Here is a 15,123-nt window from a genome sequence, read left to right on the forward strand (position 1 = left end):
GTGGGTTAAGCGCGGGCGCTGCGCAGGGCAGTCAAAACAGACAGCAACTGAGTGTCGCGGGTATCGCGCAAGGTCGCGTAGTCACGACCGTCGATTTCCTGGGCCAACCCATCGGTCAGGGCAGCGATGGTTTCAGGGGTCAGCGCGGGGCGGCCCAGATCATCCCACCATGCGGCATAACTGTCGGCGAACTGATCGATGTAGGCGCGCAGCCCCCCTGCCCCGCCACCAAGGTTCAGCAGCATATGCGGCCCCATCACCGCCCATCGCAGGCCCGGTCCGGCCCATACGGCCTTGTCAACATCCTCGACACTGGCGACGCCCTCGGCGACCAAGTGGATTGCCTCACGCCAAAGGGCGGCCTGCAGGCGGTTGGCGACGTGGGCGGGAACCTCTTTCTTCAGCTCGATACAGACCTTGCCGCAGCCTTCAAAGAACGCCCGCGCCGCGGGCACCACATCGGGCGCGGTGCGGTCATTGCCAAAAAGTTCCACCAAGGGGATCAGATGCGGCGGGTTAAAGGGGTGGGCGATCACCAGACGCGCAGGATCGGCCATCAGCGCCTGTAGGTCAGACAGCTTCAGTCCCGACGAACTGGTCGCCACAATTGCCTGTGGCAGCAAAACAGATTCGATTTCCGCGTAGAGGGTTTGTTTCAGGTCCAGCCGTTCGGGGATGGATTCCATGACGATCTCGGCCCCCGTCACAGCCTCTGGCGCGCTGGCACAGAGGGTCAGCGCGGGCGCATCGAAACCGCTGCAATCGTGGCCCAATGCCGTCAGGGTCGGGCGAACCTCGGCCAAAAATCCCTGCACGATATCACCTGCCTCAGGACGCGGATCGTAAAGGCGCACTCCATGGCCGCAGGCCAGAAAAAGCGCACTCCAACTGCATCCGATCAGCCCTGCCCCGATCACCGCCACTGTCTGTTTTGTCTGCTGCACGACATACCCTTTCGATTCTGGATCTCCAAAACCTGATCAGATATCATAAATGAGTCAACATTCTTTCCGCCCCTTCAGCCCGCCCCCATGGTGAACGCTTGAATTTCGGGCCAGATTTGCGAAACCCGTGACAGCAGAAAAAGAGGCCGCCCGTGACGACACCGCCCATTCCCGCCTTCGAAGCCCGCCGTCCGGTGTCCGATCTGGATTACGTCTATGGGGCGCTGAAGCAGTCCTGCATGAACGGAGAGTTCACGCCCGGTCAGAAAGTGACCCTGCCCCAGCTGGCCGAGGCCTTTGGCACCAGCCAGATGCCGATCCGCGAGGCCACCAACCGCCTGATCGCTGCCAAAGCGATGGAGGCACCGCCCCGCCGGTCCCTGCGCATCCCCGAGGCGACGCTTGAACGGTTGAACGAGCTGCTGCCCCTGCGTTTGCTGCTAGAGGGTGAGGCGACGCGTTTGGCGGCCGCACAAGGTGCCGCGCTGGCCGAAGCGCTAACCAAGATCAACGAAGAGATGCCCCGCCACGCCGCCGCCGAGGACCTCAAGGCTTATCTGAATGCCAATCAAAGGTTCCACTTCACACTCTACGGGGCAGCTGGGAATGCCGATCTGCTGGACATGATTGAACTGCTGTGGATGCGCTATGGCCCCTTGATGAGCACCGTGCGCAGTGGCGTTCTGTCCCGCACGGGCGCGAACCACCATCAAGCGGTGATTGATGCTATTCGCGTTGGCGATGCAGAGGCCGCGAAAGACGCCATTTCAGCGGACCTGACAGATGCTGCGGCGCATATTCGCGATGCCTTGGGCGCGGCAGCGAAATAGGACGCTGCCCGCCAAACTTGAAGAAAGCTGCTTTCAGCAGCCCGAAAACATAGGCGCGCCGGTGATGCCAAGGTCCTTAGGCAGCTCTGCCTTCAGGATGCTGCCGCTATCGCTTTCAGTGATGAAAAGGGTCCGTCCTTCAGGGCCGCCAAAGGCACAGTTGGTGGTGCCTAGACCGCGGGGGCTGCGGATCACGGCAATCGGCTGGCCTAGCGCATTATGCACCCAGACCAGCCCCATTCCGGTCTGACACACCACGACACCCCCGTCGGAGGTCAGCGCCAACCCGTCCGGCCCTGCACGTCCTCCGGAGAACTGGATAAAAAGGCCCGCCTTATTCACCCGCCCGCTGGGAGAGATCGGCAAGCGCCAGACCGCATTCGCCCGTGTGACGGCCAGAAATAGGACATGCTCGGCCAGATCCAGAACCAGACCGTTCGGGCTGGGAACTCTGTCGATCATGCATTCCAGCCGCCCGCTGTCCATCTGCCATTTCCAGACACGGCCCGAGGGGTCCTGTAGGCCCGTCTGCCCTTGGTCCGTGAAATACAGCGCTCCGTCACTGCCAAAATGCAGATCATTGCACCCTTTGAAGCTTTCGGTATCCGCGTCGCCAAGAGCTTTGGTGACGCCGCCCGTGGCGGGATCAAGCTGCATAATCCCGTTCTGGTAATCGGCCAGAAAAATCCGGCCGTCCTGATGGATCTTCAGACCATTGGGCTGCCCGTCATATTCGGTGATCTGCGTAATCTGACCCGAAGGGCTGGCGCGAAACACGCGGCCAAAGGGGATATCGACGAAGTAGAGATTACCCGCGCGGTCAAAGGACGGACCCTCCAGAAAGCTGTCCGCAGGGGCACCGCGCCGGTTCTTCTCGGCCCAGTAGGAGGGCTGTCCCGTGCGGCGCAGAGCGGCGGGCAGTTCGGTAAAAACCTCGGCGTCTATGATCACGGGTTCAGGGAAGGGGTAGGTGTGGCTCATCGGTAGGTGAACTCCGGCAGGAACAACGCGATTTGCGGTGCGGCGATCAACAGCAGCATGAAGGACACGATGATGATGAAGAAGGGCAAAGTCCCCATGATCACATCTTCGACCTTCACCTGATCGGACGAAGACGCCACAACGAACAGGATCACCCCCAGCGGCGGGGTCAGCTGGCCCAGTTCCACCAGAATAACCACAAAGACGCCAAACCAGATCGGGTCCACATCCAGCGCCACCAGCGCGGGGAAGATCACCGGCACGATGATCGCGATCATCCCCAGCCCCTCCATGAAGCAGCCCAGAATGGCGAAGACCACCATAATGATCAGCAAGAACCCCAAGCGCGAGACATCGGCGTTTTCCAGAACCCCGACCAAATCTTCGCCAATGCCCGACAGCGCCGTGGCGTAGGCAAAAATCATCGAGGTAAAGACGATGAACAGGATGTTCCCGCTCATGGATGCGGTGCGCGAGAGGGCCTCGGTGATCAGGCTCAAGGACAGTTTCCCATAGAGGCCAGAGATCAGGATCGCGCCTATGGTGCCTACGGCCCCTGCCTCGGTCGGGGTGGCGAAACCGCCGTAGATGCTGCCCAATACGATGACGATCAACATCAGGAACGGCACGATATCCAGAAGCGCCCGCCGCAGATCGCCCAAGCTGGCGGGGGTGTCATTCTTGGGTGCCAGCGCGGGGTTCATCTTCACGCGCAGGACGATGAACCCCATGTAGCACAGGGCCAGCAGGATACCGGGCAAAAGGCCTGCCGCAAACAGACGCGCAATCGAGGTTTCGGTAAAGGTGGCGTAGATGATCATGGTGATCGAGGGCGGGATCAGGATGCCCAAAGTACCCCCCGCCGCCAGCGACCCGGCCACCAGACGCTTGTTATAGCCGCGTGCTGACATCTCTGGCAGGGCAACAGTGGACATGGCCGCCGCAGTCGGGGCCGATCCGCCGGAGATCGCCGCAAAAATCCCGCTGCCCGCGATATTGGTGTGCAGCAGCCCACCCGGCAGACGGCGCATGAAAGGCGCAACGCCGTTGTAAAGGCGCGTGGACAGGCCAGAGCCAAGCAGGATTTCGGCCATCAGGACAAACAGGGGAATAGCGGCAAGGGTAAAGCTGTTGGCCGCGCCCCAACTAACCAGACCAAGGGCCTTCCAGCCCGCGAACCCCTTGAGCATCCAGATATAGGTCAGACCCGCACCGGCCACGGCAAATTGCACCCACATCCCGCCGAGGATCATTCCGATCAGCAGGCCAAAGGCAAGGATCGCTTCCATGGGGTCAGTCCTTTGATTTACGGAAGGTCAGCAGGAACTGCTCGACCAGAAAAAACGTCAAAACAGAGAAACCGGCAGGCAGGATGACCTGCGGAATCCACAGCGGGGTGCGCAGCACAGTGGGCGCGAATTTCCCCCGCGAGAATGAGCTCAGCGTCAGGTCCTTGGTCTTCCACGCAAGGACAAGGCAGATCAGTACGGCGATCACAACAAACAGCCGGATCAGCAGGCGGCGGGTCGGCTCTGACCAGCGGTCCAGCAGGAAGTGGACCTGAAACATGGATGATCCGCGCAAAGCCAGTGCCGCCCCGAAAAAGGTCAGAAAGACAACGCCGTAGCCCGTCAGTTCTTCGGCAAAGCCAAGCGAGTAATTGAAGGCCCCGCGCAAGAACGCCTCAAGGCACACAAGGATCACCAGCGCGGCCAGAACGGTGCTGGTCAGAACGCCCGTCGCCTTTGCCGCCATGTCAAAGAGGGGGCCAGCCGAAGCCGGCCCCTTTTTGGTATCAAGCTGCATCTTACTTGCCGATGGCTGCGCGGACGGTTGCAAGGGCGGCCTCATATTCGGGACCGTTCTCTTTGGCCCATGCTTCCCAGTAGGGGGCCAGTTTCGCGCTGGCCGCTGCCGCATCGCCGCCTGCGGCTGCAACAATGGTCATGCCAGCCTCGGCCTGCGATTTTTGCTGCGCGGCTTCGTCCTCGATAAAGGCGGCGGTGGTGTTGGGGCCTTCTTCGGCCACAATAGCGCGCAGGGCGTTCTGCGTGTCCTCGGAAAGGGCTGCAAAGCTATCTGCGTTCGCAATGATCATCGAGTTGCCGTAGTTCACCGCAAAGCGATAGTTGTAGGGCAGGAACTCATGCCAGTTCTTCGCCCCGCCCGCCGATGCGGTCAAAACACCTTCGATCACGCCGCGCTCAAGCGAGGTGGGCACTTCGGACCCCGAAAGGGTAATCGCCGCGCCGCCGAACTCTTCGATAAAGTGGCCCTGCTCGGGAGAGGTGACACGGATTTTGTGCCCTTCAAGATCGGCCAGCGAGGTGATCTCGAACGTGGTGAAGATGGTTTGTTCGGGATAGCGGTAGCCCCCCAGCAGAACCACACCCTGCTGTGCGAAGGCGTCGATCAGGGTCGGCTCCATCGCGGCATAGGCTTTGGCCCATTCGTCGTCATTCTCGATCAGCATCGGCAGGTTCAGAACCCGCGCCAGCGGCACGCTGCCCGAGAAGAAGAAATCTGCCGCCATATCGATGATTCCATCGCCCACCGCTTGCGTGATATCGGCCGAGGCGATTTGCAGCGTCTTGCCAAGGTGCAGGTCGATGGACAGATCGCTGTCTGCGCCGACGCGCTCGACGATACGGTTCATGCCTTTGACCGCCGACGTGGTGGATACCGACGAATAGGTGTAAGCGGTCCAATCATCCGCTTGGGCAACAGTGGCGGATGCCGCGATGAGCGCCGCAGCGCCAAGGGTTCTGAGTGTCATTAGATGTCTCCTCCAGTACTCATATCGGGTGTTTTGGGGGCCGGAAACAACCATCCGGCCTTACAATTGCGTTCAGGGCTTTTCTTCTTAGGGATGGCGACGGATTGCGCCGTCACGCGGGCTTTCGGCTGGCGGCAAGGCGCTGTTTGATGGTCGGGCCGATGATGACCGCGACGGTCAGTGCCACCAGCACAAGGCTTGTAGTGTTCTGCAACAGGACCAGCGGATCACCGCGGCCAATGCGCAGGGCAAGACGCAGGTTCTCTTCGGCAAAGCCGCCTAGGATCAGACCCAGTACAACAGGGGGCAGCGGGAATTTCAGCTTGTCCATCACCCAGCCCACAGCGCCGAAGCCAAGCATCAGGTAGACATCGAACATCCGGCCGTGGATCGAATAGACGCCGATCAGCATCAGCACGATGATCACGGACCCAAGCAGCGGGCGGGGCAGGTTCAAGAGCCGCGCAAAGCTGTTGGTGGCCAGACTGCCGCCCAGAAGAACCAGCAGGATTGCACCGAACAGGAACTGCCACATAAAGCCGAACACAACGTCAGGGTTGTCGCGGAACAGCATCGGGCCGGGTTGCAGACCGTGGACCAGCAGCCCCCCCAGCATCACCGCCGCCACAGCAGTGCCCGGAATACCCAAGGTCAAAGCGGGGATCAGCGCCGAAGCGGTATCGGCATTGTTGGCGGTTTCGGCGGCAGCCACGCCTTCGGGCTCGCCCTCGCCCCATGTTTCGGGGTTTTTTGAGGCGCGACGGGCCTCATTATAGGACATGAACGCCGCCATCGAGCCGCCCGCACCGGGCAGAATGCCGATCCAGATCCCGATGAAAGACCCTCGCAGCCACGTTTTCCAATAGCCCTTCATGCGGGGGATGGCCTTCCAGATCGGCTCGGTCCCTAAGTTAGAGCTGTTCACGCCAGTCTTCAGCGGGGTTTCCAGCAGATCGATCACCGGCGGCAGCGCATAAAGCCCCACCAGAAGGATCACAATATGGATGCCATCCAGCATCTCTAGCTGGCCGAATGTGTAACGGTCATTACCATAAATCGGGTCCGATCCGATAACCGAGACAAAGACCCCGAAACACGCAGAGATCAGCCCCTTGATCGGGTTCCCCCCCAGCAGAAAGATGATCGAGGCAAGGCCGAAGACCGCCACCCAGAACACCTCGGACGGGCCGAACAGCAAAGTGACTTTGCTCAGGGGCGGGGCCAGCAACATCAGCGCAAAAGCCGAGGCGATGCCGCCGATGGACGAAGACACCACCGCTACTTGCAGGGCAAAGCCCCCCTCGCCTTTTTGCGCCATGGGATAGCCGTCGAAGGTGGTGGCCACAGCGGCGGGAGTGCCGGGGATGCGCAGCAAAACCGCAGGGATCGCGCCCCCGTACATCGCGCCGTTATAGATACCCGCCATCAGGCCAAGGGCCACTAGGGGCTCAAGTCCGAAGGTGAAAGGCACCAGAACCGAAATCGCCATTGTGGCCGACAGGCCCGGCATGGCGCCGACAACGATACCGGCGATCACGCCGATCACCACGGCGGCAAAGTTGGTCCAAGCAAAGACATCCGGCAAAGCGTGAAGAAGGTCAGCGTACATGAATCAGTCCTTCCAAAGACGGCCAGCGGGAAAGCTTTGGGACATCCCGAAATCGAAAATCAGCCAAATGCTGCCCACCACGATTCCCGTCGCGACCAGCAGCCCCAGCGGATTGCGGTAGCCAAAGGCAAAAGCTACCAGCGGAATGGTGACGGCAGTGCTGACGTAAAACCCGATAAAATCGCAGGCCAGCGCGTAGCCAAGGATCAACAGGAATGCGCCCGCAACACGCTTTGGCGCTTGGGTCATCTGGACCGGAGCCTCGGCCCTAGCCGCCTTGCGCTGATCCATCACCAGCAGCACCAGCGCCAGCACGATCAGTCCAATCAACATAGCCGCAGGCAATAGCGCAGAGATCGAACGCAAATCCGTGGTCGGAACAAGGAAACCCGCTGCGATCAGAATGATGCCGACGGCGGTCAGCGTCTCGGGTCTGGTCAGACGGTTATGAGATCGGTCAGACATGACATGCTCTCGTTTGCAAAGAAGAAGAGGTGCGCGCAGACGCTGGACACGTCCGGTCCGCGCGCTGTGGCCTTGTCCCTAAGGGCACAGGGCCACTGGGAGGTCAGGGCCGGACACGCCGGCACAAGCGCGGATCAGTTCCAAGGGGTGGTTTCCCACGCCTCTTTCGCCAGATCGTAAAGGCTGTCGGTCAACTCTCGGAACTCTTGGCCGGTGACCACGGCAACGGGGTTCGCAGTGTCGGCCATTGCCTTGACGAACTCGGGGTCTTGCGCGGCCTTTTCAAAGGCATCGCGCAGCTTGGCCGCAATATCGTCGGGCAGGCCAGCGGGGGCCACGACACCGCGCAGCGATCCGTTGATCAGGTCCAGACCCTGTTCGCGGAAGGTAGGCGCGTCAGGGGCAAATTCCGAACGCTCGGGCTGCGCCACACCAAGGATGTTCAACTCGCCCGCGAATTTCGCCACTTCCGAGACGTTGAAGATGCCCACGGCCACATGGCCGCCCATCACCGCCGTCCGCGCCGGAGCCGAGCCTTTGAAAGGCACGATGGTGAATTCGGTCTCGGTCATTTTTTGCAGTTTGATCAGCAGGAAGTGGTCATCACCCCCAAGCGAGGACATGCCCACAGTGATCGCCAGCGGGTTCTCTTTCGCGGCTGCGATCAGATCGTCCATCGTGTTGATCCCGCTGTCCTTGGACGAGACGATGACGTTTGGGTCATTCACCACATTCGCCAGATAGGTAAAGCTGTCACGGTCATAGCCCGCCTCGCGGTCCAGCGTCCGTGCCATCATGCCGGGCAGGTTGAAGGTGCCCAGAGTATAGCCGTCAGGCGCCGCATTCGCGACTTCGGTGATGCCGATCTGGCCGGACGCGCCGGGGACGTTCTTCACGACCAGACTTGCGCCGTTGCCAAGGTATTTTTCGATGAACGGCATGGTGGTGCGGGCCATCACGTCGGTGCCGCCACCGGCAGAATAGCCTACGATGACCTCGATCGGCTTTTCAGGATAGCCTTCGGCCAATGCCGCACCCGCGGCGAGGGTCATAACGCCAGCAATGGCGGCCTTTTTAAAGATGGTTAGCATGTCGCTCCTCCTTGATCATGCGGTGTGTTTTTGGGGTCGGGTCAGTCGGTGGGCAGGATGCAGCCGCGCTGGGTCAGGGCTCGGTCGACCCACGAGCGGTCGTTGGTGCCCGCTTCGATAGCTGCCATCTGTTTGATTTCTGCTTCGGATTTGGCCTGCGTGGATTTCAGAATTTCTTCGGCCCCATCGATGGGCACGCACAGCACGCCATCGCTGTCGCCGATCATGATATCGCCGGGATGAATGACCATGCCGTCGATCGCGACGGGCACGTTGATCTCTCCGGGGCCATCCTTGTAGGGGCCGCGATGGGTGACGCCCGCCGCATAGGTGGGCAGGTTTGTGGCGCGAAAGTTGTCCAGATCGCGGATCGCACCGTTCAGGACAAAGCCCACAACGCCTTTCTTGATGGCGTAGGCCAGCATCAACTCGCCCATCAGGGCATTGGCCAGATCGCCGCCTGCATCAACCACGATGACATCGCCCGGTACGGCCATATCAATTGCCTTGTGCAGCATCAGGTTGTCACCGGGGCGCGCTTTGACGGTCAGCGCGACCCCCGCCATGCCGCCCGAGGTGTGCATCGGCCGCAAGGTCGGGCCTGCCGCAGTCATCCGCGCCATGCTGTCCGAGACATTGGCCACAGGCAGTTTTGCGAACTCTGCCACCAGCTCTTTCGAGGCGGTGCGTTCACGGTTCAGGATACGAAAACCGATGGTCATGCTTATTTCTTTCCTTGGGCAAGTTGCGCCTGATCGGCGGCCATGAGTTTGCGATTGATGATGCGTTCAGGGGCCACAGGCTGACCGTCGAGGATCTGGAAAATCCCACGCACCGCATCGACGCCCACCCGTGCGCCCGCCTCTCGGGTCACGCCGCCGATATGGGGGGTCAGCACGATGGCGGGTTCAGCAAAGAACGGATGGTCTGCGGCGGGCGGCTCGGTCGCGAAGGTGTCAAGCCCTGCCCCTGCCAAATGGCCCGAGCGGATCGCGGCAACCAGTGCGGCCTCATCGATCAGACCGCCCCGCGCGGTGTTGATCACGAAAGAGCCCTGCGGCATCAGCGCGATGGTCTTGGCGTTCAGAATCTGGCGGGTTTGCGGAGTTAGCGGGCAATGCAGGCTAAGGATATTGGACTGGGCCAGCATGTCCTCAAAGCTGGCACAGCGGGTCACGCCAAGCTCATCAAAGGCGCTATCGGGGGCGAAGGGGTCATAGCCCACCAGCTTGATCCCAAGACCCTTGGCCATACGCCCCGTCGCCTGCGCGATTGATCCCATACCCATCAGGCCCATGGTCGATTGCGCAATCTCGCGCCCTGCAAAACCGGGCTTTTCCCAGCGCCCCGCACGCAGACCGGCATCCAGCGGCAGGATGCGTTTCACCGTCGCCAGCAACAGGGCAATGGCATGCTCTGCGACGGAAACCGCATTGGCCCCCGTGGCGACCAGCACCGGAATGCCCCGATCCGCCGCCGCCTGAATATCGATGTTGTCAACGCCAACGCCGTGCTTGGAAATGACGCGCAACTGCGGCGCGGCATCCATCGCCGCGGCATCAATCCGCCCCATCCGAGAGACAATCCCCACCGCGCCGGTCTTCTGCAAAAATTCGGAAATCACAGCGTTGTCGGCATAGGCCGGGGTATGCACCGTCTGGTATCCGTGGTCCGCCACAAGGCGGGCAGCCAAGGGATCAAGATCAGGCCCCGTCACCAGGATTGTTTTGCTCATCGCACATCTCTCCAATGGCGTCCCGAAGCCTCGGAACGCGGTATTTTCTTGCATTTCTGTCGATTGAACCGCGGCAGGTCTCCCAACCCTGCCAGCAGCATCCTCCTTGAAAGCTGAACCTAATGCGAAGAATGTCTTATCAAAAGCGCGTAATTCTGGTTATTAGATTAAGCAAAACTGGATTTGATGATGGACACACGACAGCTGAAGACCCTTCTTGCGATCCAATCGCACGGCACCTTTGCCCATGCGGCGGATGTGGTCGGCCTGACCCCGTCGGCGGTCAGCCAGCAAATTCAGGCCCTGGAGGATGAGTTGCGCGTCAGTATTTTCGACCGCAGCACGCGCCCTCCGCGCCTGACGCCATCCGGCCTGCAAGTTCTTGAAATGGCCAAGGATATCCTTCAGCGCGAAGAGGATACAAAGGCCAGCCTGCGGGGTGATCAGATCGCGGGGACCTTGATGCTTGGCTCGGTCCGGTCCAGTGCATTGAACCTGCTGCCGCGCGCCCTCGTGCAAATGCGCCAACGCTATCCGGACCTGAAATCCAGCTTGCGGGTCTCGCTGTCCTCAACGCTGATTGCCGATGTGGCGGCGGGCCGTCTTGATGCAGCGATTGTGGCCGAGCATGTGGGATTCCCGAACGCCCTACGCTGGAGCCCCTTTCTGCGTGAACCTCTGTGGCTGATCGCACCCTCAGGCACGACTAGCACCGACCCGATCGAGCTGCTGAACACCCGACCCTACATCCGGTTTCGCAGCGCGGTTCCCTTGGCCAACCTGATCGACACCGAGGTCTCGCGCCTTGGGGTGGTCACCAATGACGTGGCCGAGATGGACACCATCGGGTCTATCGTGACCTGTGTCCGGCAAGGGCTTGGGATCTCGGTCGTGCCTCATGTGGCGCTGCAAGAGCCAGAGGACGTGGGCATCCTGCGCCTGCCCTTCGGCTTTCCACAAGTCACGCGGCAGATCGGCATCGTAGAGCGCACCGTCTCGCCGCGAGGTGAGATCATCGCAAAACTGCACTCGGTCCTGTCAGAGCTTTGCGGCGAATACGGGGTTGAGCGGTCTGCCTGAGGGGCACCGGTTGACGCGATCAATTGACAGCAGCAACCGAAGCAGGCAGGTGTGCGGAAGACTAGGTAGCCAACGCCACTGGTTTGAGATGGTTCAAGGATCTTCAGCCGTTCGATGCTGATGATCCTCCTAGCGTAGGCACGACACACCTTATGACATCCCAATCCAACCGCAGTTTGCGCGATGAAATCCGTGACTACTGGTCCGACCGCGCTGCGACATTTGACAATGACCCCGGCCACAAGATTGCTGAGGGGGCAGAGATGACCGCATGGCGGGCATTGTTCACGTGGCATCTGGGTGCCGCAGACGGGCGCAACCTGTTGGATCTGGCCTCGGGCACCGGCGAGATTGCGCGTCTGTGTCAATCCTTGGGCTTTACCGTCACCGGATTGGACTGGGCCGAGCCGATGCTGGAGCGCGCCCGCGCCAAGCTACCGGAGGTGAGCTTTCTACAGGCAGATGCCGAACGAACGATGCTGCCGGACGGGTGCATGGATGTGATTGTCACCCGCCATCTGGTCTGGACACTGGTCGATGCCGCAAGCGCCTTTGCTGAATGGTTCCGTGTACTGAAACCGGGCGGCGTGTTGTTGATCGTCGACGGCGATTTCGTGACTCGCAATTGGCTGGCCCGCTGGCTGGCACCGCGCCCTGCGACAGCAAACGGCAGAACCACGCGGCATCAAGAAATCCTGGCGCAGGTCTACTTCACGCAAGGGGCGCGGGCCGATGCGGTGGCGGACCTGCTGCGCCGCACCGGCTTTGACGGGCTGACGATCGACCATAAGCTTGGCCCCATCCACAGGGCGCAGGCGGCGCAGCTAGGTTGGCGCAAATCGCTCTTGCGGCGCAGTGAACACCGCTATGCGATCTGTGCCCGAAAACCTTAACGCTTGCCCAACCGGCTTTCCTGATCATCGGACAGTCGCCACGCGATCCCTTGCAGCACGGCGGCCAGCTTTGCACGCGGGATGCCCGGCGCATCGCCGTCCGTGTAAAAGCGCAGGATCAGCGCGTCTTTCTGCTCTGGCGTGGCCTGCAATCGCAGCCGGACGCCATTGCGCAGGTTTGAAACGACTGTGGCTTGCACCTCTCCGACGTCCCTCAACTGGACCGAGCCGACAGTCCCCAGCGGCAGCACCTGCCCTTTGATGCGCAAGGTGTCCATTGTCAGTTCGCGGACACTGACCGGCACTTCGCCCTCTGCAAAGGTAAAGACAGTCTGTTCGGGCTTGTCTGCCACGTGAACCTCGGTGCGGGGCAGCTCGACAAAGGTCAAAGCGGTCAGGGACAGCACAACAATGTTGTAGATGGTCCAGAACAGCACAACCTGCTTGCCCTGCCCCGCGTCATCATAGGCAAAGAAATCGGTGAGGATGCCGATGATAATCCCGCCGATGCTAAGCAGCAAAAGGATCAGATAGGGGCGCATCAGCTCCCACTGGACGATGATGTTGCTGCGGTCCCCGCCCTTTGCCGTCACGTGGAACGGGTGGCCCTTGGGCTTTAGCAGCCCCACAAAGGCCGAGCGCGCAATCGGGATCGCCCCGAGGATCTGGCTGACATCGTTCAGAACCGGCATCACCAGACCACGCGCGATCAGGCCCATCGCCAGCAGAATCCACAGGTAGTAGGTGCCGAAATAGTTGATGACTTCCGCAACGCTTGCATCCACCACAGTGATGTTAAAATACCAATAAAACAACGGGTAGATCAGGGTTGCGAGACGGAACGGAAAGGTCGTCAGCCAGTAGAGCGCCGCGTCGATGACGCTCCAACGGTCGCGCAGTCGAAGGTTGTTTTTGGCAAACGGGCCAACGCGGCTGCGGGCGATTTGCATCATGCCAAGACACCAACGGGCGCGCTGGGTGACGTATTCCTTTAGCCCTTCGGGGGCGAGGCCCTCGGTCAGGGGCTCGTCCAGATAGACGGTCTGCCAACCGGCATCGCGCAGCACCAGCGTCATCATGTAGTCTTCGGTGACGCTGTCTTCGGGAAAGCCGCCCACGTCCTGAATGGCCTGCCAGCGGATGACCGAGGATGTGCCACAGCAAAAGGCGATGCCCCACGCATCCCGCGCGGGTTGCAGGTGGTCAAAGAACAGGCGCTGCTCGTCAGGATAAGACCGGCTAAGGCCAAGGTTATGCTGAATCGGATCGGCGTTGAAAAAGTGCTGCGGGGTCTGGACCAAGCCGACTGTTTCATCATGAAACAGCGCCAGCGAGCGGCTCAGAAAGCCGCGATGCGGCACGAAATCCGCATCCAGCACCGCGATATAGTCCGGCGGCACCGGATCGGCGGCCAGCACACGGACCGCGTTGTTCATGTTTCCCGCCTTGGCCCCTTCGTTCTTGGTCCGCGTCAGATACCGCACGTCCTGCTTGGCGCAATAATCCCGCAGCCAATCGCGGCGACCGTCGTCCAGAACCACCACCTCTTTCGAAGGGTGGTTCAGCGCCTTGGCCCCGATGATCGTCCGCTCTAGCACCTCAAGCTCTTCATTGTAGGTCGCGATCAGGATCGCCACATGGGGTGGCTTGGCCGCGCCCCACCAGCCCAGATGTGCTGTCGCATCGGCGCTGCGGTGCCGCACGCGGGACAGAATGCCGAATGAGCTAAGCCCGCTTAGAACCGCAAGCGTTTCAATCCCCAGCAAGGACCAGCTTGCAGCGCAATCCCATGTCCAATCCAGCGGAGCGATGGTCTGCGTGGCCCGCCACCACAAGTAACGCAGGGACAAAAGGCCCGCGATCAAGAAGACAAAAGACCGGTGCAGGCTTTTGGTCCTGTCGAAGAAGAAAGGCAGCGCCAACGCGCAGCCCACCACCAAAAAGACCCGCGCTAGGCTGCTTTGAATTTCGCCGAGGAACAGAAAATCATCCATGATCAGCGCATCATCTGGCGCAACCAGTCCAAAGGACGGACGTCGAAAAAGACCCGTCCGGTTTGCCCGACTGAACACTTCAGCGCTGGTTGTTCGCGCAAGGCAGGCACAAGGATTGCCACGTCATACCGTTCTAGGTGCTTGATCGAGGGCGCAACGGCAAGGTTACCATAAATCGTTTCCGCGCCCGCGCCTGCCATCCGCGTGATGGTGCCGTCGTAGATCTTGCTTTTACCGCTCAGGCGGAACTGCGCGGCTTGGCCCACCTGTAGACGGGCGTAGACGTTATCCGACACAGACAATGTCACCAGCGCCGAGCCGCAGACCATAAACCGTGCGATATCCTGTCCGCGCTCGACGAATTCTCCGTCGCCAGCCAGGACTTCCCAAAGCAGGCCGTTGACCGGCGCCACCAAGTCCATGCTGGTGGCTCGGGGAGCGGTCTCTCCGTCCATCCACGGCTTGATCGTGGCAACAGTTTCTTGGGCGTCGAATTCCTCGCCGAAGGCCCGCAGGGGCATCTCCAGCTGTCCGGAAATCGGGGTGCGCAGCGTCGACAGACGTGCGTTGATAACCGCATCCGAACTAATGCCTGAAATCTGCTCTCCCAGGATAATCCATAAAGCTGTGATAACCAGTATGGCTCCGAGAAGCAGTCGCCAATATCGCACGTCTAATCCTTTCAGCGTATCGCTTGCGCAGGGTGAGTCACGATGGAAAGGAGA

15 protein-coding genes are annotated in these 15,123 nt (G+C 60.7%); 3 read left to right on the forward strand and 12 right to left on the reverse strand.

The window, feature by feature from the left end; all coding sequences use genetic code 11:
• Nucleotides 1–5: 5 nt before the first annotated feature.
• Entirely contained in the window at nt 6–944 is a 939-nt protein-coding gene (locus CLV74_RS16500; RefSeq protein ID WP_106266948.1) for a 3-hydroxyacyl-CoA dehydrogenase NAD-binding domain-containing protein, read from the reverse strand.
• Nucleotides 945–1,096: 152 nt separating this feature from the next.
• Between CLV74_RS16500 and CLV74_RS16505 the strand changes: the two genes are divergently transcribed.
• Nucleotides 1,097–1,774, forward strand: a complete 678-nt coding sequence (locus tag CLV74_RS16505) for a GntR family transcriptional regulator (RefSeq protein ID WP_211299066.1) — start codon at nt 1,097–1,099, stop codon at nt 1,772–1,774.
• A 33-nt stretch (nt 1,775–1,807) separates the two neighbouring features.
• On the opposite strand, the gene CLV74_RS16510 is transcribed toward CLV74_RS16505, so the two are convergent.
• The 9 genes from CLV74_RS16510 to CLV74_RS16550 form a co-directional block, all read right to left on the reverse strand.
• Nucleotides 1,808–2,755, reverse strand: a complete 948-nt coding sequence (locus tag CLV74_RS16510; RefSeq protein ID WP_106266950.1) for an SMP-30/gluconolactonase/LRE family protein — start codon at nt 2,753–2,755, stop codon at nt 1,808–1,810.
• Nucleotides 2,752–4,044: a TRAP transporter large permease gene (locus CLV74_RS16515; RefSeq protein ID WP_106266952.1), complete on the reverse strand. Its 1,293-nt coding sequence runs from the start codon at nt 4,042–4,044 to the stop codon at nt 2,752–2,754. Before CLV74_RS16515 ends, CLV74_RS16510 begins: the two co-directional genes overlap by 4 nt.
• A gap of 4 nt (nt 4,045–4,048) precedes the next feature.
• Entirely contained in the window at nt 4,049–4,561 is a 513-nt protein-coding gene (locus tag CLV74_RS16520) for a TRAP transporter small permease (protein WP_106266954.1), read from the reverse strand.
• Nucleotide 4,562: 1 nt separating this feature from the next.
• The gene (gene dctP / locus CLV74_RS16525) at nt 4,563–5,531 is read right to left on the reverse strand and encodes a TRAP transporter substrate-binding protein DctP (RefSeq protein ID WP_106266956.1); all 969 of its coding nucleotides are present in this window, start codon (nt 5,529–5,531) and stop codon (nt 4,563–4,565) included.
• Nucleotides 5,532–5,643: 112 nt separating this feature from the next.
• Nucleotides 5,644–7,140 carry a tripartite tricarboxylate transporter permease gene (locus tag CLV74_RS16530; protein ID WP_106266958.1) on the reverse strand — a complete coding sequence of 499 codons (1,497 nt, stop codon included), beginning with the start codon at nt 7,138–7,140 and terminating at the stop codon, nt 5,644–5,646.
• A 3-nt stretch (nt 7,141–7,143) separates the two neighbouring features.
• Nucleotides 7,144–7,605, reverse strand: a complete 462-nt coding sequence (locus CLV74_RS16535; protein WP_106266960.1) for a tripartite tricarboxylate transporter TctB family protein — start codon at nt 7,603–7,605, stop codon at nt 7,144–7,146.
• Nucleotides 7,606–7,739: 134 nt separating this feature from the next.
• On the reverse strand, nt 7,740–8,696 hold the full coding sequence (locus CLV74_RS16540; protein ID WP_106266962.1) for a tripartite tricarboxylate transporter substrate binding protein: 957 nt from the start codon (nt 8,694–8,696) through the stop codon (nt 7,740–7,742).
• A 41-nt stretch (nt 8,697–8,737) separates the two neighbouring features.
• Nucleotides 8,738–9,418: an RraA family protein gene (locus CLV74_RS16545; RefSeq protein ID WP_211299067.1), complete on the reverse strand. Its 681-nt coding sequence runs from the start codon at nt 9,416–9,418 to the stop codon at nt 8,738–8,740.
• Between the two features lie 2 nt (nt 9,419–9,420).
• A complete protein-coding gene (locus CLV74_RS16550) occupies nt 9,421–10,431 on the reverse strand; it encodes a hydroxyacid dehydrogenase (RefSeq protein ID WP_106266966.1) in 1,011 nt (336 codons plus the stop codon).
• Between the two features lie 189 nt (nt 10,432–10,620).
• On the opposite strand from CLV74_RS16550, the gene CLV74_RS16555 reads away from it, so the two are divergent.
• On the forward strand, nt 10,621–11,511 hold the full coding sequence (locus tag CLV74_RS16555) for a LysR substrate-binding domain-containing protein (RefSeq protein ID WP_106267096.1): 891 nt from the start codon (nt 10,621–10,623) through the stop codon (nt 11,509–11,511).
• Nucleotides 11,512–11,663: 152 nt separating this feature from the next.
• Nucleotides 11,664–12,404, forward strand: a complete 741-nt coding sequence (locus CLV74_RS16560) for a class I SAM-dependent methyltransferase (protein WP_106266969.1) — start codon at nt 11,664–11,666, stop codon at nt 12,402–12,404.
• Here the strand turns inward: CLV74_RS16560 and CLV74_RS16565 are convergent.
• Both CLV74_RS16565 and CLV74_RS16570 read right to left on the reverse strand, forming a co-directional pair.
• A complete protein-coding gene (locus CLV74_RS16565) occupies nt 12,401–14,398 on the reverse strand; it encodes a glycosyltransferase family 2 protein (protein WP_106266972.1) in 1,998 nt (665 codons plus the stop codon). The two genes, CLV74_RS16560 and CLV74_RS16565, sit on opposite strands and share 4 nt — an antisense overlap.
• Before the next feature lie 2 nt (nt 14,399–14,400).
• Nucleotides 14,401–14,919, reverse strand: coding sequence for an HlyD family secretion protein (locus CLV74_RS16570; RefSeq protein ID WP_245888574.1), 519 nt, complete (start codon nt 14,917–14,919; stop codon nt 14,401–14,403).
• Nucleotides 14,920–15,123: the final 204 nt, after the last annotated feature.

Origin of the sequence: Donghicola tyrosinivorans (assembly GCF_003003355.1) — a bacterium.
In the GTDB taxonomy this organism is placed as follows: Bacteria; Pseudomonadota; Alphaproteobacteria; order Rhodobacterales; family Rhodobacteraceae; genus Donghicola; species Donghicola tyrosinivorans.